This is a genomic window from Neoroseomonas lacus (genome assembly GCF_014644535.1).
Taxonomy (GTDB): domain Bacteria; phylum Pseudomonadota; class Alphaproteobacteria; order Acetobacterales; family Acetobacteraceae; genus Neoroseomonas; species Neoroseomonas lacus.
Genome location: NZ_BMKW01000009.1, coordinates 177,504 through 203,857, shown reverse-complemented (window position 1 = coordinate 203,857; position 26,354 = coordinate 177,504). Strand labels below are relative to the sequence as shown.

The window sequence follows — 26,354 nt, the reverse complement described above, 5'->3', positions numbered from 1 at the left end:
CATGAACGACGAACAAGAACCCGAACTCGACCTGGTGCTGAAGCGCGCCGGAATCACGCTGCCGCCGGGCCGTCGCCGCGGAATGCTTGCGACCTATCGCGACCTGCAAGCAATGCTGCCGGTGCTGCGCGGCCCGCGCACCGCCGCCGCCGAGCCGGCTGGAACCTATGTAATCGACACCATCACGCGGGAGCGCACGTCGTGACGGCGCTGGACGAACTCCCGATCGCCGAGGCGGGCCGCCGGCTGCGCGACGGCAGCCTGACGTCGACGGCGTTGACGCAACACAGCCTCGAGCGCATCGCCGCACTCGATAGCGCGCTGCACAGCTTCGTCCTGGTCACCGAGGCTCGCGCGCTGGCCGACGCCGCGCGCGCCGATGCCGAACTGGCGGCCGGGCACGACCGCGGGCCGATGCACGGGATCCCCTATGCCCTGAAGGACATCTACGACACTGCCGGCATCCGCACGACCTGCCACTCGAAGCTGCGGATCGACAACGTTCCGGAATTCGACAGCGTCGTCGCGCGCAAGTTCACGGCCGCTGGCGGTGTGCTGCTCGGCAAGCTCGCGACGCATGAATTCGCGCTGGGTGGTCCGAGCTTCGACCTCCCATTTCCCCCGGCGCGCAACCCGTGGAACCTCGACCATGTGACGGGCGGCTCCTCCTCCGGTTCGGGCGCAGCTGTCGCGGCGGGGTTGGTGCGGACCGCGATGGGCTCCGATACGGGCGGTTCCATCCGCGGACCCGCCGCCTATTGCGGCACGGTGGGGCTGAAGCCGACCTATGGGCTGGTGAGCCGGCGGGGCGTCTTCCCGCTTTCCTACACGCTCGACCATTGCGGCCCTCTGTCGGCCAGCGTGGAGGACGCTGCGATCACCACGCAGGTCATCGCCGGCTACGATCCCAACGACCCGGCCAGCGCCGATCGGGCCGCGCCGGACCTGCTCTCCGGGCTTGAAGGCGGTGTGGCCGGGCTGCGCGTCGGCCTGCCGCGCAATCTCTGGCGCGATGCCACGGGGCTGACTGAGGAGACGGCAGCGGCCCTCGATCGCCTGGCCGATGCGCTGCGCGATGCCGGCGCCATCGTCGAGGACGTCACGTTGCCCGACTACGAACTCTTCAACGCCTGCGGCCGCGTCATCCTGCTCGCGGAGGCCTTCGCGATCCACGAGGCTGACCTGCGCAGCCGCCCGCAGGATTATGGCGAGCTGTTCTTCATGCGCGTCTCCGTCGCGGCATCGATCAGCGCGGCGGACTACATGCAAGCGCAGCGCCTGCGCCGCGAATTGGCGGAGGCGGTGAATCGCGATGCGCTCTCCCGCTACGATGTGCTGCTGACGGCCTGCGCGCTCGGCCCGGCGCCGCCCTTCTCGGCCTTCCCGTCGGACATGCCGGGGCCGATGCACATCCAGACGATGCCCTTCAACGTCACCGGCAATCCCGCACTGTCCATGCCGGCGGGGCTCAGCGCCACCGGCCTGCCGCTTTCCGCCCAACTCGTGGGCCGCCCGTTCGACGAAGCCCTGCTGCTGCGGGTCGGTCGCGAGGTGGAGAAGATCGCCGCCGCCTGGGGCGACCCGCTGCGCCCCGCCATGGCTGCCCGCTAGATGGGCCGGTTGCGCGCCTGCGTGGCGCCTGCAATTTGGCGCTTGGCGGATCACGGAATTCAGCGCCATGATCACGACGGAGCGAACGTCCCTGCACGTCGTGAAGCATGCGGGAGAGATTAATGAGATTGCATCGCCGTTCCGTGCTGTCCGCCACCGCGGCTGCCCTCGGGTCATTCGCGATCGGCCGCCTGGCCAATGCCGCAGATCCCGTCTTCGTCGGCGTCAGCGGTCCGCTGACCGGCCCGAATGCACAATACGGCGCGCAGTGGAAGGACAGTTTCGACCTCGCGCTCGATGAGCTGAACCCGACGGCGGCGCACCCCGTTCGCTACATCTTCGAGGACAGCCAGTCGGATCCGCGGCAATCCGTCGCCATCGCGCAGAAATTCGTCAACGATCCGCGTATCATCATGGAACTTGGCGACTTCTCCTCCCCGGCCTCGATGGCCGCATCGCCGATCTATCAACGGGCACGGCTCGTGCAGTTCGGCTTCACCAATTCGCACCCGGACTTCACCAAGGGCGGCGACTACATGTGGAGCAGCTCGATCAGCCAGGCGGAGGAACAGCCGCAACTCGCCGAATACGCCATCACTGGGCTCGGCAAGCGACGACTCGGTGTGATTCACCTCAATACCGACTGGGGCGTGACCAGCAAGAATCTATTCGTCGCAGCGGCGCAGGCCAAAGGTGCCGCGGTTACCGCAGCAGAAGGCTTCCTGCCGAACGAACGCGACTTCCGCTCCACCCTGGTGCGTATTCGCGACAGCAACCCCGATTGCATCGTCCTCATCGCGTACTACGCCGATGCGGCCACCATCGTGCGGCAGATCCGCACCATGGCCTTGCCGCAGGCGATCGTGGCAGTCAGCTCCGTCTACTCGCCGAAGCTGATTGAGCTTGGCGGCGAGGCGGTGAACGGCGTGCATTGCAGCACCACCTTCTTCCCCGGCGAACAACGCGCCGAGGTGCAGCGCTTCGTCACCGCCTTCAAGGCGAAATTCAATCGCGACCCCGACACCTTCAACGCCACCGCCTATGACACGATGGTGCTGGTCTCCACCCTGGTGAACCGCTACGGCACGACGCGCCCTGCAATCCGCCAGGGCATCGCCGAGGTGCGTGGCGTGCCGAGCGTGATCTTCGGCACCATCCAGTTCGATCCCGAGACACGCCGCGTCGCCGGCGCCCGCTACAAGCGGCTGGTGGTGCGCGACGGGCAGTTCCAGTTGTTCGAGGGCGGGACGCCATCCTGAGCCGGCCGGTGATCGGAATGCGCCGCGCGTGAACGCCTGGTTCGACTACACCGTCAACGGCTTCGTCATCGGCAACATCTACGCGCTCCTCGCTGTGGGTCTCGCGCTGATCTACGGCGTCGCCAATCTGGTGAATTTCGCGCACGGCTCGGTCTATGTGGTCGGCGCCTATGTGGGGTGGGCGGCGATCACCTATCTCGGCACGCCGCTGCCGCTGACCATCCTGTGCGTCGTGATCGTCTCGGCGCTCGTTGGCGTCGGGATCGAACGCATCGGGCTGCGGCCGCTGCATGGTTCCTCGCGAATCGCGCCGCTGCTCGCCACCATCGGCATCACACTGGTGCTCGACCAGATCGTGCAACTGATCTTCTCGCCGGATCCGCGGGCGGTGCCGATGCAGGTGCCGGAATGGCGCATCCCGCTCGGCGGCGGCACGATCGGCGCACTCGACCTGCTGATCGCCGGCATCGGGCTCGTCTCGGCGGTGGTGCTGTATGGCTTCCTGCGCTTCACCAAACTGGGCTGGGCGGTGCGCGCGACGGCGCAGGATTCCGACGCGGCGCTGCAGATGGGCGTCGACATCAACAAGGTGAACATGGCGGTCTTCGCCATCGCCTCGGCGCTCGGCGGCCTCAGTGGGTTGCTGGTCGGGATGTACTACAACCAGATCAGCCCGGCGATGAGCTTCGAGGCCACGCTCAAGGGCATCGTCGCGTTGATCATCGGCGGGCTCGGCAATGTGCCCGGCGCGATCGCCGGTTCGCTGATCCTCGGCCTGACCGAAAGCTACGGCATCGCGCTGTTCGGCACCTCCTACCGCAACCTGTTCGCCTTCGTGGTGCTGATCGCGATGCTGGTGTGGCGGCCGAACGGCCTGTTCGCCGGGCGCCGTTCGCTGCCGCCGGAGCCGATGACCGGCACCTTCATCACCCGCTCGCGGCCACTCAAGGTGCCGCGTTGGGCAGTGGTGGCGATCATCGTCGTGGCAGCGCTTCTGCCCCTCACCGGGCATCCCTACCTGCTGCAGATCGGCGCGAATTCACTGCTCTACGCGATGTTGGCGCTGAGCCTGACACTCGTCGCCGGAACGGTGGGGCAGATCTCCCTCGGCCATGCGGCGCTGCTGGCGATCGGCGGCTATGCCTCGGGCCTGCTGGCGCTCGATGGCGGCTGGCCGGTCGCGCTGGCGATGCCGGCCGCCGGGCTGATCACCGCCGCCCTCGGCACGGCGCTGGTCTTCCCGGCCTTCCGGCTGACCGGACATTACGTCTCGATCGCCACGCTGGGGATCGGCGAGATCGTCTCTCTCGTCATCCTCAACTGGACCGGGCTGACGCATGGCGCCATCGGCCTCGGCGGCATCCCGCCGCTGGAGATCTTCGGCTACGATTTCGGCTCGGTGGAGAGCACTTATTGGTTGTCACTCGTCGTGCTGGTGCTGCTCGCGCTGCTGCAGGTTCGTTTGCTGAACTCGCATCTCGGGCGCAGCTGGCGCGCCATCCGCGACGACAGCGTCGCGGCGCGCTCCTATGGCGTGGTCGGCGACCGCTACAAGGCGCTGGCCTTCGGCTATGGTGGCTTCGCCGCCGGCATCAGCGGCGCCATCACCGCCCACATCTATTCCTACATCAATCACGAGACCTTCAGCGCCTCGATCTCCATCCTGGCGCTGACCATGGTGATCCTCGGCGGGCTGGGGAATGTGCTCGGCGCCGTGCTCGGCGCGACGCTGCTGATCGCGCTGCCGGAGGCGTTCCGCGACCTCGCAGAATACCGCATCCTGATCTACGGCGTCGTGCTGTTGCTGTTGATCCGCTTCCGCCCGCAGGGCCTGTTGGGGACGGTGTGATGGCGGCGTTCCTCGAAGTGCGCGGCCTGCAGAAGCATTTCGGCGGCGTCACCGCCGTCGCCGACGCGCTGTTCGACCTGCGCGAAGGCGAATTGCTGAGCATCATCGGCCCGAACGGCGCCGGCAAGACAACGCTGTTCAACCTGATCAGTGGCCTCGATGCGCCCGATGCCGGCAGCGTGCACTTTCTCGGCCAGGACATCACCCGCGCCGCGCCGGAGCGCCTGGCCAGGCTCGGCATGGCGCGGACCTTCCAGCATGGCCGCGTCTTCGGCAATCTCAGCGTGCTCGACAACGTTCTGGTCGGTGCGCATACGCGCCTGCGCGCCGTGAAGCCCGCGGTGCCGGTGGTCGGCCCACTGCTGGAATTCGCCCTCGCCGCCGTCCGCCCCGCCGCCGTGAAGGCTGAGGAAGCCGCCCTGCGTGACGACGCCATGCGCATCCTCTCCCTGTTCGGCGAACGCCTGCTGCCACGGCTGGACCATCCCGCCTTCAGCCTGTCCTACGCCAATCGACGCCGCGTCGAGATCGCCCGCGCCCTGGCCCTGCATCCCAAGCTGCTGCTGCTCGACGAGCCAACCGCCGGCATGAACCCGACCGAGACGGCGGAGATGCAGGAGGTGGTGCACGATCTCAAGCGCAGCGGCCTTACCATCCTGCTGATCGAGCACAAGCTCGAGATGGTGATGCGCCTGTCGGACCGCATCATCGTCATGGATGACGGCCGGCGCATCGCCGAGGGCTTGCCGCAGGCGGTGCGCAACGATCCCGCGGTGATCGAGGCCTATCTCGGTCACCGCGAGACGGGCGGGGCGCAGCAGGAGGCCGTGCCATGAGCGCAACCGAGGCCGCGCTGCTGCGGCTCGACCGCATCAATTCCTTCTACGGCCCTGTCCAGGTGCATTTCGACCTGAGCATGGAGGTGCGTGCCGGGCAGATCGTCTGTCTTCTCGGCGGCAATGCCAGCGGCAAATCCACCACGATGAAGACCATCCTCGGCCTCCAGCGGCCGCGCTCGGGCCAGGTCTGGTTCGATGGTGCCGAGATCACCGGCCTGCCGACACCGGCCATCATCCGCCGCGGCATCGGCTCGGTGCCGGAGGCGCGCCGCCTGTTCGGCGCCATGACGGTGCGCGAGAACCTGCTGATGGGCGCCTATACGCGCAGCGACCGCGCCGCCATCGCGCAGGATGAGGAACGCGTGCTCGCGCTGTTCCCCCGCCTGCGCGAGCGGCTGAAGCAGAAGGCCGGCACCATGTCCGGCGGCGAGCAGCAAATGCTCGCCATGGCCCGCGCGCTGATGGGGCGCCCCAAGCTCATTGTGATGGATGAGCCGACCATGGGCCTTTCGCCCCTCTTCGTGGATCGCGTCCTGGCGTTGATCGAGACGATCAACCGAGAGGGCGTGACGATCTTCATGGTCGAACAGAATGCCAGCCTGGCGCTGGGCATCGCCCATTACGGCTACGTATTGCAGACCGGCCAGATCGCGCTCGACGGCCCGGCTGCCGCATTGCTGCGCGACCCGCGCATCCGCGACGCCTATCTCGGCGGAACAACGGCGGCCTGACCGCGTCGGCCTGCCGGCCCCCAAGATCACGCGCATCGTGGGGACGATCTGCCAGAACCGCACAACGGGCTGGCGACGTGGCGACGAAATGCGTTGCGCTGCCGTCGCTCCGCACCGAAAGATGCGTCTTGGCCTTCGCCAACCGATCGCGGAAGCATGTCACCAATGACCCCATCGGCGCCGTCGTGGATCGGGCTGTTCGACCTGTTCAGGATCGGCATCGGTCCGTCGAGTTCCCACACGGTAGGCCCCATGCTGGCCGCCGCGCATTTCGCCGCCGAGGCCGAGCGCCATGGGTCGCCCGAGACCGTGACCGTCGAGCTCTTCGGCTCCCTCGCCTTGACGGGAAAGGGGCATGGCACGGATGCTGCCGTCATCCTCGGCCTCACCGGCGCTCAACCGGAGACGGTTGATCCGGATGATGCCGCAACCCTTGTCGACGAGGTCCGGCGGCTGCGCCGGCTGGTGCTGCCATCCGGCCGACGCATCGCCTTCGATCCAGCGGCCGACATCATCTTCCGGCCCCGCGACATGTTGCCGTTTCATCCCAATGCTTTGCGACTGACGGCGGGCGCAGATGAGCAGGCCGATGTCGCTCGAATCTATTATTCGGTCGGTGGTGGCTTCGTCGTCGACGAGCAAGGCGAGCCCTTAATGGGCACAGGGCAAGGTGGGGCACCGACCATACCCCACCCCTTCGCGGATGCCGTGGAACTGATCGAACGTGCCGATGCGGAAGGCCTGTCGATCGCCGGCCTCATGCGGGCGAATGAGGTGAGCCTGCGCGGCGCGACCGCGCTTGCCGACGGCATCGCGCACATTCGTGCCGCGATGAAAGCCTGCATCGCCCGCGGCCTGCGCGGGGAGGGCGAATTGCCCGGCGGCCTGCGCGTGCGACGTCGCGCCCCAGCTCTGCTGCGCCGGCTTGAGGCACGGGCGCAGCGCAACGAGGCCGACCCGCTGGAGGCGATGGATTGGGTCAATCTCTGGGCCCTGGCGGTGAATGAGGAGAATGCCGCCGGCGGCCGCGTGGTGACAGCGCCGACCAACGGCGCCGCCGGCATCGTCCCGGCCGTGCTGGAATACTACGAACGCTTCGTCCCCGAGGCGCATGTCGCCGGGGTGGAGACCTTCCTGCTCACGGCCGCGGCGATCGGCGCGATCATCAAGCGCAACGCCTCGATCTCGGGCGCGGAGGTCGGTTGCCAGGGCGAGGTCGGCTCCGCCTGCGCCATGGCGGCGGCAGGGCTCGCCGCGGCCATGGGCGGCAGCAACGCCCAGGTGGAGAACGCCGCCGAGATCGGGCTGGAACACAATCTGGGCCTGACCTGCGACCCTGTGGGCGGCCTGGTCCAGGTGCCCTGCATCGAACGCAACGCGATCGGCGCGGTGAAGGCGATCAATGCCGCGCGTCTCTCCCTGCATGGCGACGGCCAGCACCTGGTGAGTCTCGATCAGGCGGTGGCGACGATGCGACAGACTGGCTTCGACATGTCGCACAAATACAAGGAGACATCGCTCGGTGGCCTGGCAGTGAACGTCATCGCCTGCTGAGGCGGGCGCGACGACGCCCGCCCCATCAAAGATAGCCGAGAGCCACCAGCCCCTTATAGACGACATAGAGCCCGACGATCGCGACGATGGCCGCGAAGACCTGCGACAGCAGCTGCTTCTTCCCCGCCAGGAACCCGGCAAGCCTGCCGCCGAACACGCCGCCGACCAGGCCGCCCGCGATGAACAGCCCGACCAGCGGCCAATCGACGAAGCCCGACAACGCGTAATTCGCCGCCGTCGTCACGCCGAAGGCGGTGACCGCGACCAGCGACGACCCGATCGCGTAGAGCAAGGGCATGCCGGTCGCCGCTACCAGTCCCGGCACGATCAGGAAGCCGCCGCCGATGCCGAAGAAACCCGCCATCATCCCCGCACCAAAGCCGATGCCGACGAGCCTGGGCAGCAGATGCCGCGAACTCTCCCAGGTCAGTGCCACCGACGGGTCACCCAGGTTCCTTTTCGGGCGCAACATCAGCATGGCGATCGCCACCATCAGCACGCCGAACAGCACGATTAGCTTCTGCCCATCGAGCTGCTTGCCCAGGCTGGAACCGAGCGCGGCACCGGCAACCCCGCTGGCCGCGAAGACGAGGGAACAGGGCCATTTCACATTGCCCGCGCGCGCATGGCCGATGACATTGCCGAAGGCGCTCGCGGCCACCGCCACGGCGCTGGTGCCGATCGCCACATGCGGCGAACTGACGCCCACCACGTACATCAGCAACGGCACGGCGAGGATCGAGCCACCGCCGCCGATCAGGCCGAGCACGAACCCCACCAGCCCGCCCGAGCCGGTGGCGAGCGTCGCGATTTGAAAGGTCATTGCACCAATTCCGGCTTGGCCATCCATTCCTTGCCGCGCAGCATGGCCTTCCAATAGATCGGCGGCAGCATCCGTTCCTTGAGCAGCCAGGCGAGATGGCTGGGCTGCGTATCGTCGATCAGCCAGGACGGGAAGCTCGGCAACCGCTTGCCGCCATAGCCGAATTCGGCGAGCACGATCTTGCCGCGCTCGACTGTCAGCGGGCAGGAACCATAGCCGTCATAGACCGCGTCGCCGCCCATGATGGCGCCGATATCCTTCAGCAGATTATGCGCGACGACCGGTGCCTGCTTGCGGGCCGCCGCCGCGGTTTTCGCATTGGGCGCGTTGGTCGCATCGCCAAGGCCATAGACGCCGGGCAGCGTCTTGTGGCGCAGCGTCGCCTGGTCGACATCGACCCAGCCCGCCGCATCGGCGAGTGGCGAGACGCGAATGAAATCCGGCGCGATCTGCGGTGGGACGACATGCAGCATGTCGAACGCGGTCTCGACCTTGGTCTTCGCGCCATCGGCATCGGTGCGGGTGAACCAGGCACGCCGCGCCGGTCCGTCCACGCGTGTCAGATTATGCTGGAAATGCAGCTGCGCGTGATAGCGCTCGATGTAGCGCATCAGCGCCGGCACGTATTCCTTCACGCCGAACAGGACGGCGCCAGCGTTGTAGAAATCGACACTGATGTCGCCGAGCCGCCCTGTCCGCAGCCAATGATCAGCGGACAGGTACAGCGCCTTCTGCGGCGCGCCGGCACATTTGATCGGCATCGGCGGCTGGGTGAAGACCGCGCGACCCGCCTTCAGCCCTTGCACGCAATCCCAAGTATAGGGCGCGAGGTCGTAGCGGTAGTTCGACGTCACGCCATGGCGGCCGAGCGTCTCGGTCAGCCCCTCGATCCCCGCCCAGTTCAGCTTCAGCCCCGGAGCGACCACCAGCGAGGTGTATTTCACCACGCGGCAGCCATCGAGGATGACGGCGTTCTTGTCCGGTTCGAAGGCGGCCACCGCGGCCTTGATCCAGCGCACGCCGGACGGGATCAGCGAGGCCATCGTCCGCGCCGTGGTCGCCGGGTCAAAGACGCCCGCGCCAACCATCGTCCAGCCAGGCTGGTAGTAGTGGATCTCCGCTGGATCGATCACCGCGATGTCGAGGTCAGGCTTGCGCGCCTTGAGGCTGGACGCCACCGCGATCCCCGCCGCGCCGCCGCCGATGATCACCACCTGGTGCGTCGCATCGGCGATGTCCGTCGGCGTGCGCCCGCCATTGGCGATGCGTCGCGCGACACCGCCCATGTCATACCCCGCCGCCTTGGTGGCGCCGAGAATCTCCGGCAGCGGCCGGCCGCGTGCCGCCTCGGACAGCGACCACAGCGTCGCCGAGCGCGTGCCGGACCGGCAATAGGCCAGCACCGGCTTGGGCAGGGCCGCGAAATGCGCGCCGAACTGCGCGGCATCGCCATCCTGCACCTTGCCGGAGACGACCGGCTGATAGACGGCCTGCAACCCGGCCTGCGTCGCCGCGGCCTCGATCTCGGCGAAGACGGGCTGGTCGGCGCCCTCGCCATCGGGACGGTTGCACAGGATCGACCGGAAGCCGGCCGCGGCGATCGCGGCGACATCCTCGATCGAGACCTGCGGCGACACCGAGAGTGTCGCGTCGATCATCTTGGGCTGCATGGCGTTTCTGTCCTGGTCTTGGGGCGCGCGGCCCACGGTCACAGCGCGTTGACGGGCACCTTGAGGAAGACGCGGCCATTCGGCTCCGCCGGCGGCAGCGCACCGGCGCGCATGTTCACCTGCAGCGATGGTAGGATCAGCCGCGGCATGCCGAGCGTCTTGTCGCGCGCCTCGCGCATCGCGACGAACTCATCCTCGCTGATGCCGTCCTTGACGTGGATGTTGTGCGCGCGCTCCTCAGCGACCGTGGTCTCCCACTTGATGTCGCGGCCGTTGGGCCCGTAGTCGTGGCACATGAACAGCCGCGTCTCCGGCGGCAGTTCCAGCACGCGATGGATCGAGCGGAACAGGATGCGCGCATCGCCGCCTGGGAAGTCGGCGCGCGCCGAGCCACCATCGGGCATGAACAGCGTGTCGCCAACGAAGGCGGCATCGCCGACCACATGCGTCATGCAGGCCGGCGTGTGGCCTGGCGTATGCAGCGCGAAGGCAGTCATGCCGCCGATGTTGTAGGTGTCGCCATCCTTGAACAGACGGTCGAACTGGCTGCCGTCACGACGGAACTCGGTTCCCTCGTTGAACACCTTGCCGAAGACGTCCTGCACGACGGTTATCTTCTCGCCGATGCCAATGCGGCCGCCGAGCTTTCCCTGGATGTACGGTGCGGCCGAAAGGTGATCGGCATGCACATGCGTCTCGATCAGCCATTCGAGATGCAGGTCATGCTCCTTGATGAAACCGATGATCGCATCAGCGGAGTCATGGGTGATACGGCCGGCGGCGTAGTCGATGTCCATCACGGAATCGATCACCGCGCAGGCGTTGGAACCCGGGTCCTTCACGACATAACTGATGGTGTTGGTCGGCGCATCGAAGAAGGCTGTCACCTCCGGCTTCACCAGCAGGTCGACGCGATGGGGGATGGTGTTCACGGACAGTCTCCTTTCGTTGTTGTCAGGCGCGCGGTGCGACGGGAAGCGACGCTGCGGGGCGGTTGGCGAGCCAGCGCGCCGCGCCCATGCCAACCATCATCGCGGCGACGAAGATCAGCGCCGGGTTGCCGCCCACGGTCAGCGCGGTGAAGGCCGGCCCCGGGCAGAAGCCCGCCAGGCCCCAGCCGATGCCAAAGATCGCCGGACCCGCGATGATCCGCGCATCGATATCGGTGGAAGTCGGCAGATGGAACGTCCCACCGAAGATCGGCTGCGACCGGCGCAGCACGAGGCGGTATCCGACGAAGGTGACGGCGATGCCGCCGGCCATGACGAAGGCGAGGCTCGGGTCCCAGCCGCCGCTCGGGATGGCGCCGAGGTCAAGGAAGTTCAGCACCTTGGCGGGGTTCGACATGCCGGCGACCACGAGGCCGAGCCCGAACACCAGACCGATGGCGAATTGCACCAGGACAGACATGGTGGGCCTCACAGCACGTGTCGTGTCAGGAAGACGGTGGCGATCGCGGTTGCCATGAAGACGCCGGTCGCCACCAGGGACCGCACCGACAGCCGGGACAAGCCGCAGACGCCGTGGCCCGAGGTGCAGCCATTGCCCCAGACCGCGCCGAAGCCGACCAACAGCCCGGCCAGGGCAAGCAGTGCCGGCCCGGTCTCGATCGTCGGTACCGGCGCCGTGCCGGTGACCAGCAGGACGGCCAGCGGTGCCATCACGATGCCGAGGATGAAGGCGATCCGCCCGGCGAGTTCACTGTCGGCATAAGGCGGCAGCAGCCGCACGGCGATGCCGCTGACGCCGGCAATGCGGCCCTTGGCGGCCAAGAGCATCACCGCCGCCGCGCCGATCAGCGCGCCGCCGAGGAGTGAGGCGACCGGGGTGAAGTCGGTGGCCGCCATGTCAGGCCCCCGGCCGCGAGCAGGTGCGGATGCCGAATAGCATATAGGCCGGGCAGATGCGGAAGGCGGCGGTGGCCAGCAGCACGGCACCGGCGGCAATTACCGCGTAGCGCCACTCGCCAAGCGGCGCGAACGTCACCGGGGCGATGAACGGGGCCACGAACAGCACCACACCCAGGATGAAGCGAAGGATGCGATCGAACGAACCGACATTGACCATGACGAGAGCCTCCACTGGTTTCGTGCTGGCCTTATATCTACGAAGATGCTAATATGTCAAGATGATAATAGATATTGAACATGCCGCTTTGACTGCGATGGAAGCCAAGGCCGAGGAAGCGGCCCGGATGCTCGCCACCCTTGCCAACGCGAAGCGCCTGATGGCGCTGTGCCATTTGCTGCAAGGCGAGAAATCGGTCGGGCAATTGGCGGATCTGGTCGGTCTCGCGCCCGCCGCCTTGTCGCAGCACCTGGCGCGAATGCGCGACCTGCGCCTCGTCGAGACGCGGCGCGACGGCCAGACCATTTACTACCGCCTGGCGAGTGCGGAGGTTGGCGCAATCCTCGAGACGCTCTACCGGCTCTACTGTGCGCCTGCCGAAGCGGGTTGCGCCTGATCGGCGCCCGTCAGCCGCTCCAGCAGTGCGTCGCGGTTGAAGGCGATATCGGCGATGGTCAGGTCGTCCAGCACGGAAAGGAAAGCCCGCAGCGCCCGCTGCAGCCCGCGCGACAGGTGGCACACACCGAGCAGCCGGCAGGTGTTGGTCTCCGCATTGAAGCACTCCACCAGCTCGAGCGGCGCCTCGGTCCAGCGGATGATTTCGCCAACGGTGATCTCATCCGCCGGCCGCGCCAGTCGCATGCCACCATGGCGACCGCGGATGGTTTCGATGTAGCCGCGGCGTGACAGTTCGGCGGCAATCTTGACCAGATGCGCCTTGGAGATGCGATGCGCCCGCGCGACGTCATCGACGGTCACGATTGCCGGTGCGCGCATCGCAACCATTTGCAAAGTCCGCAGTGCGAAGTTGGAGTACTGCGTCAGACGCAAGGGCTCTCTTCCCTAAAAATCTACACCTAATATGTTGATTTAACCACCCGCCCGCAATACCCTTCACCACGCGACGCTTTTGCGAGGACAGCTCATGGACGGCTTCGACGCGCTCACCCTGGCGCGGATGCAATTCGCCTTCACGGTCAGCGCGCACATCATCTTCCCCGCCTTCACCATCGGGTTGGCGAGCTACCTCGCGGTGCTGAACGGGCTGCGGCTGTGGACCGGGCGGGAGGTGTTCCTCGACCTGTTCAACTACTGGAAGAAGATCTTCGCCGTCACCTTCGGCATGGGCGTCGTCTCCGGCATCGTCATGAGCTACCAGTTCGGCACCAACTGGTCGGTGTTCTCCGACAAGGTCGGCCCGGTGATCGGCCCGCTGATGGGCTATGAGGTGCTGTCGGCCTTCTTCCTCGAAGCCGGCTTCCTCGGCGTCATGCTGTTCGGCCGCGAACGGGTCGGCCCGGTGCTGCATTTCCTCGCCTGCCTGATGGTGGCGCTCGGCACCTTCATGTCCGCCTTCTGGATCCTGGCGGTGAACAGCTGGATGCAGACACCCTCGGGCCACGGCGTGAACGAGGCCGGCCAGTTCATCGTCAATGACTGGTGGGCGGTCATCTTCACCGCCTCCTTCCCCTATCGCCTCGTGCACATGGTGCTCGCGGCGTATCTGACCACGGCCTTCGTCGTCGGCGCGGTCGGCGCGCTGCACCTGTTGCGCGACAAGTCGAACGAGGCCGCGCGCATCATGTTCTCGATGGCGATGTGGATGGCGGCGATCGTCGCGCCCATCCAGATCCTCGCCGGCGACCAGCACGGCCTCAACACCCTGGCCCACCAGCCGGCCAAGATCGCCGCCATCGAAGGCCATTTCGAAACCGTCTCCGCCGCGCCGCTGATCCTCTTCGGCATCCCCGACGCCGCGAACAGCCGCATCGATTACAGCGTCTCGATCCCCTATCTCGGTTCGCTGATCCTCACACACACCCTGGACGGCACCATCCGCGGCCTCGACACATGGCCGGCGGATGAACGCCCACCCGTCGGCATCATCTTCTGGAGTTTCCGCGTCATGGTCGGCATCGGCATGCTGATGCTCGGCCTGGGGATGTGGAGCCTGTGGCTGCGCTGGCGCGGCGCGCTGTACGACACGCCCCTGATGCATCGCGCGGCGCTGCTGATGGGCCCTGCCGGCTTCGCCGCGGTGCTGGCCGGCTGGATCACCACCGAGGTCGGCCGCCAGCCCTGGACCGTCTATGGCCTACTGCGCACGGCGGATTCCGTCTCGCCGGTCGACGCGGCGGCGGTCGGTGCCTCGCTGATCGCCTTCATCGTCGTCTATTTCGCGCTGTTCGGCAGTGGCACCTTCTACATCCTGCGGCTGATGAACAAGGCGCCGGAACGCCATGAAGCCGGGCTGCCACATGACGAACCGATCCGCGCCGGGGGCATCATGCCCGCCCCGGTGCTGCCGACCCCGCCGGCCGGCGAATAGGGAGACGCGCCATGTCCCTCGACCTTCCGATGATCTGGGCCGCGCTGATCGCCTTCGCGGTGCTGGCCTATGTCGTGCTCGACGGCTTCGACCTCGGCGTCGGCATCCTGTTTCCCTTCATGCGCGGCGAAGCCGCCCGCGACGAGGCGATGAACTCCGTTGCCCCCGTCTGGGACGGCAACGAGACTTGGCTGGTGCTGGGTGGCGGCGGCCTGCTCGCCGTCTTTCCGCTGGCTTATTCCATCATCATGTCGGCGCTCTACGCACCGATCATCGTCATGCTGCTGGCGCTGGCGTTCCGTGGCGTCGCCTTCGAATTTCGCTGGAAGACCAAGCGCGGCAAGTTCCTGTGGGACTGGGCCTTCGCCTTCGGCTCGACCATGGCCGGCTTCGCCCAGGGCGTCGCGCTCGGCGCGCTGGTGCAGGGCATCCCGGTCGCCAACCGCGCCTATGCCGGCGGCTGGTGGGACTGGCTGACGCCCTTCACCCTGCTGACCGGCGTGGCGTTGGTGATCGGCTATGCGCTGCTCGGCTCCACTTGGCTGATCTGGAAGGCCGAAGGCCAGGTGCAGCGCCGCGCCTATGACATCGCCTTCTGGGCGGCGCCGGCAACGCTGCTGCTGATCGGCGTCGTCAGCCTCTGGACGCCCTTCCTCGGCCCGATCTACGCACAGCGCTGGTTCGCTTGGCCGCAGATCCTGCTCGTGGTGCCGGTGCCGCTGGCGGTGCTCGGCATGGGCTTCCTGCTGCTGAAGGGGCTGACGGCGCGGCGCGAAGTGTCGCCCTTCCTCGCCTCGCTCAGTCTCTTCGTGCTGTGCTTCATCGGGCTGGGGATCAGCTTCTTCCCCTATATGGTGCCCCATTCGGTCACCATCCGCGACGCCGCCGCGCCCGACAACAGTCTCGGCTTCCTGCTGATCGGCGCCTCGGTGCTGGTGCCGATCATCCTCGCCTACACCGTCTATGCCTATTGGGTGTTCCGCGGGAAGGTGAACTCGGTCGGCGGCTACCATTGATGGCCGGCGCCGGCACACGCCCGCTGGCGGCACGCATCGGCTGGTTCGTGCTGATCTGGGTGGGCAGCGTGCTCGCCCTCGGCGTCGTCGGCTACGGCATCAAGCTCATGCTGCGCTGACGCCCATTAAGCCTGTCTCGACCCTCGGCACCAGCCCGGTGCCGAGGGATCAAGCCGCCCCTCAGCGCGGCGCCATCTCGATCAGCAACTCGTCGCGCCCGAGGCTCAGTGTCCCGCCAATCTGCGTCCCGCGCAGATGCATGATCACGCCCGACGAATTCTGCAGCCACAGGTCGCTGCGCGTGCTCGTGTCGATCCCGCGCTGCCCGGTGCCTTGCGTATAGATGCCGGCGAAATCCTCGACCTTGGTCAGGCCATAGATATTGCCCGAGGCTTGGATGCGCGCCGCCCCGCCCGGCCCGACCACCGTGCCGGCCAGCCGGAATGGATAGTTCTGCCCACGGAAATGCAGCGTCCCATTGCCGGCCCCGGCACCGCCGAGGAAGTTCTCCGCGATCGTCACCGTCCCGCTCGGCGCGCGCCCGGCGATGCTCTGCGCCGTCGGCACGGCGGGCGCCACTGAGGAACACGCAGCGAGGGCAGTCAGGCTGCCGAAGGCCGCAGCCGAACAGAACGCGCGACGATGCATGAGGTGCTGCCCTTGATGGAGATCGAGCCGCAGACTCATCCGCTTCGGGATCACCGTCAACGGCCCGCGGCGCCGAAATCCGGCAACAGCCCGCCGCCCGCCACGCTGCGGAACGGCAACCCATAGGCATCCTGCAACAGTCCGGGTTCAAGCGCCTCCGCCACCCCACCCAGCACCGCCAGCCGCCCGTCGATCAGCATCGCCACGCGGTCCGCCACGAAGGCGGCCTCGTTCAAGTCATGCAGCACGACGAGCACCGCGACGCCCTGCGCCGCCAGTCGCCGCAGCAGCCGCAGCAACTGCCCGCGATGCCCAGCATCGAGGCTCGCGGTCGGCTCATCCAGCAACAACGCCGCCGGCGCCGCCGCGCCATCGAGCTGCGCCAGCGCTCGTGCCACTTGCACCCGCTGCCGCTCGCCCCCCGACAGCGTGCGATAGGCGCGGCCGGCGAGATGCGCGACGCCCGCTTGCTCCATTGCCAGCGCGATCGCCGCCGCGTCCCGCCCCGCCTGCGCCGTGGTGTGCCAGGGAAGCCGCGCCAGCGCCACCACTTCCGCCGCGCGCATCGGGAAGCCGAGCGCCACCTGCTGGCTCACCACCGCGCGCCGCCGCGCCAGCTCACCCGGCCGCCAAGCGCGCAGCGCGCGGCCTTCCACCCGCACCTGCCCCGCCGCCACCGCCTGGTCGCCCGCCAACGCCCGCAGCAAGGTGGATTTGCCGGCCCCATTCGGCCCGACCACGGCGAGCACCTCGCCCGGCCGCAACGCCAGGCTCACGCCCTCCAGCAGCGCCCGTCCGCCGGCGCGCACGGTGATGCCATCGGCCTCGATCATGCCGCCCCCGCCCGGCTGCGCAGCAGCCACAGGAAAAACGGCGCGCCAAGCAACGCCGTCACCACCCCCACCGGCAACTCGGCTGGCGCCGCCAGACTGCGCGCCAACAAATCCGCCAACACCAGCAACGTGCCACCGAGCAGCGCCGCCCCCGGCATCACCAGCCGATGATCCGCCCCGAAGCCCAGCCGCACCAGATGCGGCACCACCAGCCCGACGAAACCAATCAACCCGGTGAAGGCGACCCCCGACGCCACCGCGACCGCCGCCAGCACCAGCGCGACGCGCTTCACCACCTCGACGCGGATGCCGAGATGGAAGGCCTCCGCCTCACCCAGCAGCAACGCGTTCAGCGGCCGCGCCAGTGCACACAGCGCCAGCGTCGGCAGCCCCACCAGCACCGCCACCACCGGCAACTGCGCCCAGCGCGACCCCGCCAGGCTGCCCAGCGTCCAGAAGGTGATGTCGCGCACCTGCCGGTCATCCGCCATGAACACCAGCAAGCCGGTCAGCGCGCCGGCCAGCGCATTCACCGCCACGCCGGCCAGCAGCAGCGTCGCCACCCCCGCGACCCCCTGCACCGTGCCGAGCCGCGCCATCAGCGCCGTCGCCCCCAACCCGCCGACAAACGCCGCCGCCGGCAACAGCCACAGCCCCATCACGCCCGCCGCCGCGCCGAACAGGCTGCCGCTCAACACGATGGCGCCGACCGCCGCCAGCGCCGCCCCGCCCGACACGCCGATCAGCCCCGGATCGGCCAGCGGATTGCGGAACAACCCCTGCATCGCCGCCCCCGCCGCGCCGAGCCCGGCGCCGACCAGCGCCGCCATCAACACGCGCGGCGCGCGCACCACGCCGAGCACTGCGGCATCGCGCACGTGCTCCGCCGGCAGCGGTGCGATGCCGAGCGCATCGAGAATACTCGCCCACAGCCCCGCCGCGCTGACATGCGCCGGCCCGAGCAACACCCCCGCCAGCATCGCCGCCGCCAGCAGCGCGACCCCCAGCGGCAGCACCGCGACCCGTGCCCGCGCGCGCGGCAGCACGGCCGTCAGGGCGACGCTCACGTCCAGGCCCGCGCCGGCAAGTCGGGCAACGTCGCATCCGGGTGCAACAGCCGCGTCAGGTCCCGTCGCGCCTGCGCCGCGCGCGGCCCGAAGCTGAGCACATAGGATCCGTCGATCGGCAGGACGCGCCGCGACCGCGCCACCGGCGTCACCGCCAGCGCCGGGATGCCGAGCAGCGCATCGACGCCACCCAGCTCGGCAAGGACATGGTCCATGATGACGACCGCCTCCGGCGCCAACCGCGCCGCCGCCTCGGCTGAGAGCGGCCGGTAGCCGTTGAAGCCGGTGACGGCGTTCTCCGCGCCGCAGGCGCCCAGCATCGCCGCCGCCTGGGTATGCCCGCCGGAGACCACCGGCGCCCCGCGCGCCGCCGACAGCACGAAGATGGCACGCACCGGCCGCAGCGCCGCGACCCGCGCATCCAGCGCCCGCCAATCGGCCAGCACCGCCTCGGCCACCGCCGCGCCATCGACGTCGAGCGCGGCGGCGACGGCGCGGATCTTGGCCGCGACGCCCTCGCCGGTCGGCACTTCCGGGATGGCACGGATCGGCGCCCCGGCCGCGCGCAGCACGGCGACCGCCTGGGGCGGCCCGGCTTCCTCCGACAGCAGCAGCAGGTCGGGATGCAGCGCGATCAGCCCCTCCGGCGCCAGCGCGCGCATGTAGCCGATCTGCGGCAATGCGCGCGCCGCCGCCGGGAAGCGGCTGGTGCTGTCCACCGCGATGACGTGCCCGCCGGCGCCGAGCGCGAAGGCGCATTCGGTCACCGCGCCACCCACCGCGACGATGCGCGCCGGCATCGCCGCCCGTAGCGGTCCCGCCAGCGCCGCCGCACCACCGCCCAGCAGCAGCCGGCGGCCGATCACGCCGCGTGCTCCGCCGGCACCGCCAGGCGTTCCACGGCCAGGGCGGCGATCTCGCGCCAATCCTCGCGCTCGCGCTCACCCGGCTTGCGGGCGCCGAACAGCAGCGCGACCACCTCGCCCGTCGCGTCGAGCAATTCGATCGAAGTGACGGCACCATCCTCGGTCGGCTTCACCACGCGCCAGGCATTGGCCACGCCGGCCTCGCGCAGATGCAGGTTGAAGTCGGGGTCGAGCACGTTGAACCAGCCGGGGATATCGACCAGCCGCTCGACCGGCCCGGTATGGATCTGGATGGCGGCGCGATTGCCGACGAACACCATCACCGGCACCCCCCGCGCCGCCGCCAGGCGCAGCACCTCGGCACCCGCCTGCGGCGCCAGCTTCAGCGCGAGGTCCTGCCCGGCGAGGACGAAGGCCTGGCGCCGCGACGCGCGATGGCGCCTCAGCATCGGGAAGAAGTCATGGGTGTCGCGCAGGGCGAGCCAATCCTGGCGCAGGGCGCTGGCATCGACGACGCCTTCATCCGCCGCCCCGGTCGGGCCGGGGGGTGCGGCGGGCGGCTCGGCGGCGGCCTCGATGGCGAAGGCCGCGAGGATGCGCGCCCAGCCGTCGCGGTCCGTCGCCTCGGTCGCGAAAATCTTGTGCGCGGCGACGCCGTCCTTGTCGAAGACCTGGATCGAGGGCCGCTCGCCGCCCAGCGCATAGGCATGCGCCCAGTGGCGCGGGAACAGCCGCAAATCGATATCCGGCCCGAGCACCAGGATATGGCCAGGCCCCGAGGAGACATCGACAAACTGCCCATGGCGCTCATGCACCGCATGCTCGTTGCGGGTCAGTGCCATGATCCGCCCGGCCTGCGGCATGGCGCCGATCAGCGCCGCCCAGTCCGGCCGCAGTGGCGTCGCCGGGCCGGTGGCGCCCGAGGCGACCAGCGCGGCCTCGGTGGTGCCCAGCCGTACGGCGGCGTCGCGGGCGCGGATCGGCTTGCCGGCCTCCTCGATCAGGCTGGCGTGACGGTCTGCGAGTGTGGTCATGGCAATCGTCCTCATGGTCAGTTCAGGCGGAAATGGACGGGGACCTCGACCCAGGCGGGCACGGCTCGGTCACCATGGCGCGCGGGTTCGAAGGCCCAGCGGCGCACCGCGGCGATCGCCGCGGCATCGAGCAGCGGGTAGCCGGAGGAACGCCACAGGCGCGTCTCCTGCGTGTCGCCATCGGGCGAGACCAGGGCGCGCACCGTCACCGTGCCGGTCATGCCGAGGTCGAGCGCGCGGGCCGGGTATTGCGGCGGGTTCGGCGGCCGCCGGTAGCGCGGCGCATGGATGACGATCGGGCCGCCGCCGGCATTGTCTGGCGGGGCGACAGCCGCGCCGGCTGCCGGCGCCATCGATGGCCCGCGCGCGGCCACCTGGTGCGCGGCGTCGGGCGTGCCGCGCCGGGGGCGCTGCGCGGCTGATGCGTTGGGTGCCGGTCGCGGCGCGGGCGCGGACGGGGCCGGCTGCGCCACCGGTGTCGCCGAGGCGACCTGCTGCGATGGTGGCGGCGGTGCCGGTGGCGGGGCGGGCAGGGGTTCCGCCCGCTCGGCCTGCTCCGTCTGTTCCATCACGGGCGCCGGCGGCGGCACCGCCGCCACGGGTTCAGCCTCGGCCAACGCGCTCGGATCGGGCGGGGCCGCTTGTGGCGGTTCGGGCGCGACGACCGGCGGCGCCGGCGCGGGCATCGGCATCGGGACGACGGGCGGCGGCGGGACATCCGGCACCAGCGGCGGCGCGGGCGGCGCCGGCGCGGCGGCGGCGGTCAGGTCAGGCGCGGGTGCTGCCGCAGCCTCGGCGGTGGGTTCCCCGGCGCCATCGGGCTCGCCCTGCGACGGCGCCCATTCCACCACCAGCGCCGCGTCCGGCGTGCCACCCCCCGTCTCCGGCAGGCCGCGCCAATCCATCACAAGCCAGGCGGCGATCGCCGCATGCAGCGCGAGCGACGCGGCGGTCGCGCGACGCCAAGGCCCGCCGGCGAGAAAGGCCGGCGGGCTGCACAGGCGCGATGGGGGGAAGGCCGCGCCCGACACGGTTCAGAAGGTCAGCGTCATCGCCGCGCGGAAGTTCCGGCCCGTCTCGTAGAAGTTCGGCGGCGGGTTGGAATTCCAGGTCGAGCGCCGGTAGGCGTGGTCGAAGGCGTTGTCGAGCCCGACATCGAAGCGCAGGTTCGGCGCGAAGCTCGGCCGCCAGGTCGCATACAGGTCGAGCAACCCGTAGCCCGAGGTCTCCTCCGCCAGGCCGGGCACGTTGTCCGGGTTGCGGTCCTGCGTCGCCACCAGCTGCCAGCGCGCGCCGACCACCACGCCGGCTTCGAGGAAGCGGTAACCGCCCGACAGCGTCATGCGGTTCGCCGGCACCGAGGCGAGCGGCTGGTCGTCGGTCAGATTGTCGCCCTGCAGCGCGCTGGCCGAGACGGCGCCGAACCAGGTGCCGGTGTCGTATTGCAGCTCCGCCTCGACACCCTGGATGCGCGCCGAGGCGACATTCCGCGACACGGTATAGGTGGCATAGACGAGCTGCTCGATGAAGTTGTCGATCTCATTGCGGAAGGCAGTGATCCGCATGCGCAGCCGGTCGCCGTCGCGCAGCACGTCGCTGAAGCGGACATTCACGCCCGCCTCGATGTTGTGCGAGGTCTCCGGCTTCAGGTCGGGGTTCGGGATGAACAGATTGCCCGGGAAGTGCTGGCCGGAAACGTACAGTTCGGTCAGCGAGGGCGCGCGGAACGCCTCGGCATAGGAGATGTAGGGCTGCAACCAGGGCGTCACCTGGTAGGCCAGGCTGACCTTGGGCGAGAGCCGGTCGACATTGGTGTCGTTGTTGGCGTCGTCGGCGCTCTGGCTGAAGGCGTCGTAGCGCAGCGCACCGACCAGGGTGAAGTCGCCCATTGCGATCTGGTCCTGCCCGTAGATGCCGAGCACATCCTGCGAGGCGGACGGGAACTGCGTGCGGCGGCGGCCATTCTGCGTGCCTTCCTGGTCGTCGCGATAGAACTCCGTGCCGAGGGTAACGATGTGGTTGTCCCAGCCGAACAGGCTGAAGCGGCTGTTGTTCTGCGCATCGATGCCGTTGGTCGTCTGGTCCGTGGTGTCGCGCGCGCGGGTGCCGGTGCGGCGCTGTTCCTGCAGCAGGACATGGTTGTGGTAGACAACGACCTGCGGGTTCAGCAGCGGCATCGACGGGTCGGCGTAGTTCCAGCGCAGCGTATAGACCTGCTGTTCCGTGATGCGGTCGGAGATGCTCTGCTCAGTGGCGGTGTTGGCGGCGATCGGCAGGACGTTCGAATCGCGGAACATCATGCCGGAGAGGTCGAACTGATGGTTGCCCGGCCGCCATTGCAACCGCGCCAGCCCGTTCGCCACGGAGTCGGCAGTATAGGGGATGGTGTTGCCGGCGCCGTCGGTGAAGTTCGAGTTGTTGAAGCCGGAAATCGCGCCCAGCACGGCGAAGTCACCGGCCCGTGCCGCACCGGCGGCCAGGCCGCGCCACATGCTGCCCTGCGACTGGTAGCCACCACGGAAGAAGCCGCCGACCGGCAGGTCGGAATCCGGCTGGATGATGTCGTCAGGCTCGATCGTGCGCATGTTGATGACGCCGCCGATCGCACCCGAGCCATAGAGCGCCGAACCCGGCCCGCGCATCACGTCGATCTGGCGCAGCAATTCCGGGTCGATGAAGATCCGCCCGCGATGGCCGGCGTTGAAGTTGTTCCTGGCGCCATCGATGCGGAAGACGATGCGGTCATCGCCCAGGCCGCGAATCAGCGGCTGCAGCGCCGTGGTGCGCCCCACGCCGGACAGCTCGACACCCGGCACGTCGCGGATCGTCTCGGAGACCGAACGCGCATCGCGTTCGAGGATTTCCTCGCGGCTCAGCACGCTGACCGGCACGGCGCTGTCGCCCGAGATGGTGGGCGTGCGCGTGCCCGTCGCCGTCACCGCATCGAGTGGCGTGGCGACGACGGCCGGCGGCGGGTCCGCCTGCTGCGCGGCGAGCGGGCCGGCAGCGCAGATGGCGGCAAGAGTTGCGCAAAGCCCGATGGGGCGACGGGAAGCCATGCGAGGACACTCCGAGGGATAGGTTCGGGGCCTGGCTGGCTGGCGGAGGACGCGCGGTCCCTGGCGTGCTGGCTGGGCAGTAAATGCGGGCGGGCTATTTGGTCAGAATGAGCTTGTCGTGCCGCGTCAATTTGAGGCGGTAGATCTCGCTGCCATGCCGGATGATGACCTCGCGTGCCTCGCCGAGCAGCGAGCGGCTTTCCAGCACGCTGGGCGCCGCGCCAGGCGTCGGGGGAGGCGGCGCGTCGCGCATCATCGGCGGCCGGCCCCGGACGATGCGGCGGAAGCCATGCGTGAGACGCGCCAGACCAGATGCAGATAGGCGACCGACATCACCACGATGCCCGCTTCGGTCCAACTCGCCACGCGCCAAGCCCCTTCCTTACCGCCGGTGCCCGGTGGGTTTGCCCACCGGATTGCCGGTGATCGGGTTATAACGATATTGCGAATCATTCGCAACAATGATTCGCAAAATGTCACGCCTGCTGCCCTATACTCGGCCCATGAAGCTCGCCGTCATCGCCGACATCCATGGCAATCTCCTCGCCCTCGAGGCGGTCCTCGCCGATATCGACCGACGCGGGCTTCAGCAGGTCATCAACCTCGGCGACGTCGCCTCCGGTCCGCTCTGGCCGCGCGAGACAGTGGAACTGGTCCAATCCCGCGCCATCGCCACGCTGCGCGGCAACCATGACCGCTGGATCGGCGAGGGCGGGGAAGGCCACTCCGACAGCTTCGCCCGTGACCAGATGGATGGCGGCCAGGTGGCTTGGTTGTGGGGCCTGCCGCCGAGGCTGGAACCCGCCCCCGGCGTGCTGGCCTTCCATGCCAGGCCGGACGACGACAGCGCCTATCTGCTCGAGGAAGTTGCATCGGGACGCCTGATCCCCTCCGTCGCGGCGGAGGTGGCCGCCCGCCTCGGCCCGACAGAGGCAACCCTGCTGCTATGCGCCCATAGCCACCTCGCCGGCATGCTGCTGCTGGAAGACGGCCGGCTGGTGCTCAACCCCGGCAGCGTCGGCTGCCCGGCCTATGCGGACCCCACGCCGCCGCCGCATGTCTCCGAAGCCGGGTCCCCCTTCGCCCGCTATGCGGTGCTGGAGGTCGAGGCAGGCCGGCTGCTCGGCTGCGAGATGATCGCGCTGGCCTATCACCACGAAGCGGCGGCGGCGCGGGCGGAATCGCTCGGCCGGGCCGGCTGGGCGCATGCGCTGCGCACGGGGCTGATGCCATTCGGCGGCTGACGTCGCACGCGCGCGGTTGACGGCGCGGCCCGGGACGTGGTCTCGGGCGGCTCCCGCGGCGTGAGCGCCGCCTTCCTGCCTCCCCCGGGACCCCATGATCCGCCTCGACAGCATCAGCAAGCAGAACGGCCAGCAGCTTCTATTCATCGAGGCCTCCGCGGCGCTCCAGAAGGGCGAGCGCATCGGCCTCGTCGGCCCCAACGGCGCCGGCAAATCGACGCTGTTCCGCATGATCACTGGCCGCGACGAGCCCGATGAAGGCCAGGTGCTGGTCGATCGCGGCATCAGCATCGGCTTCTTCAGCCAGGATGTCGGCGAGATGTCCGGCCGCAGCGCGGTGTCGGAGGTGATGGACGGCGCCGGCAATGTCAGCGAAGTCGCCGCCGAATTGCAGGAACTGGAGGCTGCCCTCGCCGACCCCGACCGCGCCGACGAGATGGAGCAGATCCTCGAACGCTTCGGCGAGGTGCAGGCACGCTTCGAGGAGCTCGGCGGCTATGCGCTGGAGAGCAAGGCGCGCGAGGTGCTCGACGGCCTCGGCTTCAGCCAGGAGATGATGGACGGCGATGTCGGCGCGCTGTCCGGCGGCTGGAAGATGCGCGTCGCCCTCGCCCGCATCCTGCTGATGCGCCCTGACGTGATGCTGCTCGACGAACCGAGCAACCACCTCGACCTCGAAAGCCTGATCTGGCTGGAGCAGTTCCTCACCGGCTATGACGGTGCGTTGTTGATGACCTCGCACGACCGCGAATTCATGAACCGCATCATCAACAAGGTGATCGAGATCGATGGCGGCACGCTGACCTCCTTCGCCGGCGACTACGAATTCTACGAAGCGCAGCGCGCGATGAACGAGCAGCAGCAGCAGGCACAGTTCGAGCGCCAGCAGGCGATGCTTGCCAAGGAGATCAAGTTCATCGAGCGCTTCAAGGCGCGCGCCTCGCACGCCGCCCAGGTGCAGTCGCGCGTGAAGAAGCTCGAGAAGATCGACCGCGTCGAGCCGCCCAGGCGCCGCCAGACCGTCACCTTCGACTTCCCGCCAGCGCCGCGCTCGGGCGACGACGTCGTCAATCTGCGCGGCGTGCACAAGCGCTACGGCAGCAAGGTGATCTATGACGGACTCGACCTGCTGGTGCGCCGGCGCGAACGCTGCTGCGTGCTCGGCGTCAACGGCGCCGGCAAATCCACCCTGCTGAAGCTGGTGACGGGCACGACGACGCCGGATGAAGGCAGCGTCGCGGTCGGTGGCAGCGTGAAGATGGGGTATTTCGCGCAGCACGCGATGGAATTGCTCGACCCCGAGCGGTCGGTTTTCCAGTCGCTGGAGGATACCTTCCCGCAGGCCGGCCAGGGCTCGCTGCGCGCGCTCGCCGGCTGCTTTGGCTTCTCCGGCGACGATGTCGAGAAGAAGTGCCGCGTGCTGTCAGGCGGCGAGAAGGCGCGGCTGGTGATGGCACGCATGCTCTACGATCCGCCGAATTTCCTGGTGCTCGACGAACCCACCAACCACCTGGACATGGCGACCAAGGAAATGCTGATCACCGCGCTCGCAGGCTATGAGGGGACGATGCTGTTCGTCTCGCATGACCGGCATTTCCTCGCCGCGCTGTCGAACCGCGTCCTGGAACTGACCACGGAGGGCATCCACCAGTACGATGGCGGCTATACCGAATATGTCGCGCGGACCGGGCATGAGGCGCCGGGCCTGCACGGCTGAGGCCCCTCGCGCCGCGGAAAGAGCTGGAGAGGCGGCGCCGCTCGCTACGACAAGACCGCCCGCAACATCCTCGCCGTCGTCACCATCGCCCTATGGCTCAGGCAGTTCTCCACGGAGCCCAGAGCAGATCGCGCCTGA

General features: G+C 68.7%; 28 protein-coding genes. 13 read left to right on the top strand and 15 right to left on the bottom strand.

Going from position 1 to position 26,354, the window contains the following annotated elements:
• Position 1: 1 nt before the first annotated feature.
• From IEY36_RS18800 to IEY36_RS18770, 7 genes are all read left to right on the top strand, one after another.
• Entirely contained in the window at positions 2-205 is a 204-nt protein-coding gene (locus IEY36_RS18800; protein WP_188969547.1) for a hypothetical protein, read from the top strand.
• Positions 202-1,611: an amidase gene (locus IEY36_RS18795; RefSeq protein WP_188969545.1), complete on the top strand. Its 1,410-nt coding sequence runs from the start codon at positions 202-204 to the stop codon at positions 1,609-1,611. Before IEY36_RS18800 ends, IEY36_RS18795 begins: the two co-directional genes overlap by 4 nt.
• Positions 1,612-1,733: 122 nt before the next feature.
• On the top strand, positions 1,734-2,870 hold the full coding sequence (locus tag IEY36_RS18790; RefSeq protein ID WP_229681424.1) for an ABC transporter substrate-binding protein: 1,137 nt from the start codon (positions 1,734-1,736) through the stop codon (positions 2,868-2,870).
• 28 nt (positions 2,871-2,898) lie between these two features.
• Positions 2,899-4,719 (top strand): ABC transporter permease, encoded by a 1,821-nt coding sequence (locus tag IEY36_RS18785; protein WP_188969541.1) that lies wholly within the window; start codon positions 2,899-2,901, stop codon positions 4,717-4,719.
• Positions 4,719-5,555 carry an ABC transporter ATP-binding protein gene (locus tag IEY36_RS18780; protein ID WP_188969539.1) on the top strand — a complete coding sequence of 279 codons (837 nt, stop codon included), beginning with the start codon at positions 4,719-4,721 and terminating at the stop codon, positions 5,553-5,555. Before IEY36_RS18785 ends, IEY36_RS18780 begins: the two co-directional genes overlap by 1 nt.
• Positions 5,552-6,289: an ABC transporter ATP-binding protein gene (locus tag IEY36_RS18775; protein WP_188969536.1), complete on the top strand. Its 738-nt coding sequence runs from the start codon at positions 5,552-5,554 to the stop codon at positions 6,287-6,289. Before IEY36_RS18780 ends, IEY36_RS18775 begins: the two co-directional genes overlap by 4 nt.
• Before the next feature lie 165 nt (positions 6,290-6,454).
• Positions 6,455-7,843, top strand: coding sequence for an L-serine ammonia-lyase (locus tag IEY36_RS18770; RefSeq protein WP_188969534.1), 1,389 nt, complete (start codon positions 6,455-6,457; stop codon positions 7,841-7,843).
• A gap of 25 nt (positions 7,844-7,868) precedes the next feature.
• Here the strand turns inward: IEY36_RS18770 and IEY36_RS18765 are convergent, their stop codons facing one another.
• The 6 genes from IEY36_RS18765 to IEY36_RS18740 are packed head-to-tail and all read right to left on the bottom strand — an operon-like array spanning position 7,869 to position 12,403.
• The gene (locus IEY36_RS18765) at positions 7,869-8,666 is read right to left on the bottom strand and encodes a sulfite exporter TauE/SafE family protein (RefSeq protein ID WP_188969532.1); all 798 of its coding nucleotides are present in this window, start codon (positions 8,664-8,666) and stop codon (positions 7,869-7,871) included.
• On the bottom strand, positions 8,663-10,336 hold the full coding sequence (locus IEY36_RS18760) for a bifunctional protein tyrosine phosphatase family protein/NAD(P)/FAD-dependent oxidoreductase (protein WP_188969530.1): 1,674 nt from the start codon (positions 10,334-10,336) through the stop codon (positions 8,663-8,665). The genes IEY36_RS18765 and IEY36_RS18760 overlap by 4 nt, the downstream gene beginning before the upstream one ends.
• Before the next feature lie 38 nt (positions 10,337-10,374).
• Positions 10,375-11,268 (bottom strand): MBL fold metallo-hydrolase, encoded by an 894-nt coding sequence (locus IEY36_RS18755; RefSeq protein ID WP_188969523.1) that lies wholly within the window; start codon positions 11,266-11,268, stop codon positions 10,375-10,377.
• A gap of 22 nt (positions 11,269-11,290) precedes the next feature.
• Complete coding sequence (locus IEY36_RS18750; RefSeq protein WP_188969521.1) at positions 11,291-11,746, bottom strand: DUF6691 family protein; 456 nt, start codon at positions 11,744-11,746, stop codon at positions 11,291-11,293.
• Between the two features lie 8 nt (positions 11,747-11,754).
• A complete protein-coding gene (locus IEY36_RS18745) occupies positions 11,755-12,183 on the bottom strand; it encodes a YeeE/YedE family protein (RefSeq protein WP_188969519.1) in 429 nt (142 codons plus the stop codon).
• 1 nt (position 12,184) lies between these two features.
• Complete coding sequence (locus IEY36_RS18740; protein WP_188969517.1) at positions 12,185-12,403, bottom strand: YgaP family membrane protein; 219 nt, start codon at positions 12,401-12,403, stop codon at positions 12,185-12,187.
• A gap of 97 nt (positions 12,404-12,500) precedes the next feature.
• On the opposite strand from IEY36_RS18740, the gene IEY36_RS18735 reads away from it, so the two are divergent.
• Complete coding sequence (locus IEY36_RS18735) at positions 12,501-12,800, top strand: ArsR/SmtB family transcription factor (protein WP_229681423.1); 300 nt, start codon at positions 12,501-12,503, stop codon at positions 12,798-12,800.
• On the opposite strand, the gene IEY36_RS18730 is transcribed toward IEY36_RS18735, so the two are convergent.
• Positions 12,767-13,234 (bottom strand): RrF2 family transcriptional regulator, encoded by a 468-nt coding sequence (locus IEY36_RS18730; RefSeq protein WP_188969513.1) that lies wholly within the window; start codon positions 13,232-13,234, stop codon positions 12,767-12,769. The genes IEY36_RS18735 and IEY36_RS18730 overlap by 34 nt on opposite strands.
• Positions 13,235-13,328: 94 nt before the next feature.
• On the opposite strand from IEY36_RS18730, the gene IEY36_RS18725 reads away from it, so the two are divergent.
• The 3 genes from IEY36_RS18725 to IEY36_RS18715 are packed head-to-tail and all read left to right on the top strand — an operon-like array spanning position 13,329 to position 15,867.
• Positions 13,329-14,732, top strand: coding sequence for a cytochrome ubiquinol oxidase subunit I (locus IEY36_RS18725; RefSeq protein WP_188969512.1), 1,404 nt, complete (start codon positions 13,329-13,331; stop codon positions 14,730-14,732).
• An 11-nt stretch (positions 14,733-14,743) separates the two neighbouring features.
• Positions 14,744-15,748: a cytochrome d ubiquinol oxidase subunit II gene (gene cydB / locus IEY36_RS18720; protein ID WP_188969510.1), complete on the top strand. Its 1,005-nt coding sequence runs from the start codon at positions 14,744-14,746 to the stop codon at positions 15,746-15,748.
• On the top strand, positions 15,748-15,867 hold the full coding sequence (locus IEY36_RS18715; protein WP_188969508.1) for a DUF2474 family protein: 120 nt from the start codon (positions 15,748-15,750) through the stop codon (positions 15,865-15,867). Before cydB ends, IEY36_RS18715 begins: the two co-directional genes overlap by 1 nt.
• A gap of 61 nt (positions 15,868-15,928) precedes the next feature.
• Here the strand turns inward: IEY36_RS18715 and IEY36_RS18710 are convergent, their stop codons facing one another.
• The 8 genes from IEY36_RS18710 to hemP form a co-directional block, all read right to left on the bottom strand.
• Positions 15,929-16,396 carry a hypothetical protein gene (locus tag IEY36_RS18710; RefSeq protein WP_188969506.1) on the bottom strand — a complete coding sequence of 156 codons (468 nt, stop codon included), beginning with the start codon at positions 16,394-16,396 and terminating at the stop codon, positions 15,929-15,931.
• Positions 16,397-16,452: 56 nt separating this feature from the next.
• Positions 16,453-17,229 carry a heme ABC transporter ATP-binding protein gene (locus IEY36_RS18705; RefSeq protein ID WP_188969504.1) on the bottom strand — a complete coding sequence of 259 codons (777 nt, stop codon included), beginning with the start codon at positions 17,227-17,229 and terminating at the stop codon, positions 16,453-16,455.
• Positions 17,226-18,296 (bottom strand): FecCD family ABC transporter permease, encoded by a 1,071-nt coding sequence (locus IEY36_RS18700; protein WP_229681421.1) that lies wholly within the window; start codon positions 18,294-18,296, stop codon positions 17,226-17,228. The genes IEY36_RS18705 and IEY36_RS18700 overlap by 4 nt, the downstream gene beginning before the upstream one ends.
• Positions 18,293-19,162 carry a heme/hemin ABC transporter substrate-binding protein gene (locus IEY36_RS18695; protein WP_188969502.1) on the bottom strand — a complete coding sequence of 290 codons (870 nt, stop codon included), beginning with the start codon at positions 19,160-19,162 and terminating at the stop codon, positions 18,293-18,295. The genes IEY36_RS18700 and IEY36_RS18695 overlap by 4 nt, the downstream gene beginning before the upstream one ends.
• Positions 19,159-20,196 carry a hemin-degrading factor gene (locus tag IEY36_RS18690; RefSeq protein ID WP_229681420.1) on the bottom strand — a complete coding sequence of 346 codons (1,038 nt, stop codon included), beginning with the start codon at positions 20,194-20,196 and terminating at the stop codon, positions 19,159-19,161. Before IEY36_RS18690 ends, IEY36_RS18695 begins: the two co-directional genes overlap by 4 nt.
• Positions 20,197-20,213: 17 nt before the next feature.
• Positions 20,214-21,227: an energy transducer TonB gene (locus IEY36_RS18685; protein WP_188969498.1), complete on the bottom strand. Its 1,014-nt coding sequence runs from the start codon at positions 21,225-21,227 to the stop codon at positions 20,214-20,216.
• Between the two features lie 3 nt (positions 21,228-21,230).
• Positions 21,231-23,255 carry a TonB-dependent hemoglobin/transferrin/lactoferrin family receptor gene (locus IEY36_RS18680; RefSeq protein WP_188969496.1) on the bottom strand — a complete coding sequence of 675 codons (2,025 nt, stop codon included), beginning with the start codon at positions 23,253-23,255 and terminating at the stop codon, positions 21,231-21,233.
• Positions 23,256-23,349: 94 nt separating this feature from the next.
• Positions 23,350-23,511 (bottom strand): hemin uptake protein HemP, encoded by a 162-nt coding sequence (hemP, locus tag IEY36_RS18675; protein ID WP_188969494.1) that lies wholly within the window; start codon positions 23,509-23,511, stop codon positions 23,350-23,352.
• 217 nt (positions 23,512-23,728) lie between these two features.
• Between hemP and IEY36_RS18670 the strand changes: the two genes are divergently transcribed.
• The gene (locus tag IEY36_RS18670; protein ID WP_229681419.1) at positions 23,729-24,499 is read left to right on the top strand and encodes a metallophosphoesterase family protein; all 771 of its coding nucleotides are present in this window, start codon (positions 23,729-23,731) and stop codon (positions 24,497-24,499) included.
• Positions 24,500-24,593: 94 nt separating this feature from the next.
• A complete protein-coding gene (locus tag IEY36_RS18665) occupies positions 24,594-26,216 on the top strand; it encodes an ABC-F family ATP-binding cassette domain-containing protein (RefSeq protein WP_188969492.1) in 1,623 nt (540 codons plus the stop codon).
• The last annotated feature ends 138 nt before the right edge of the window (positions 26,217-26,354 follow it).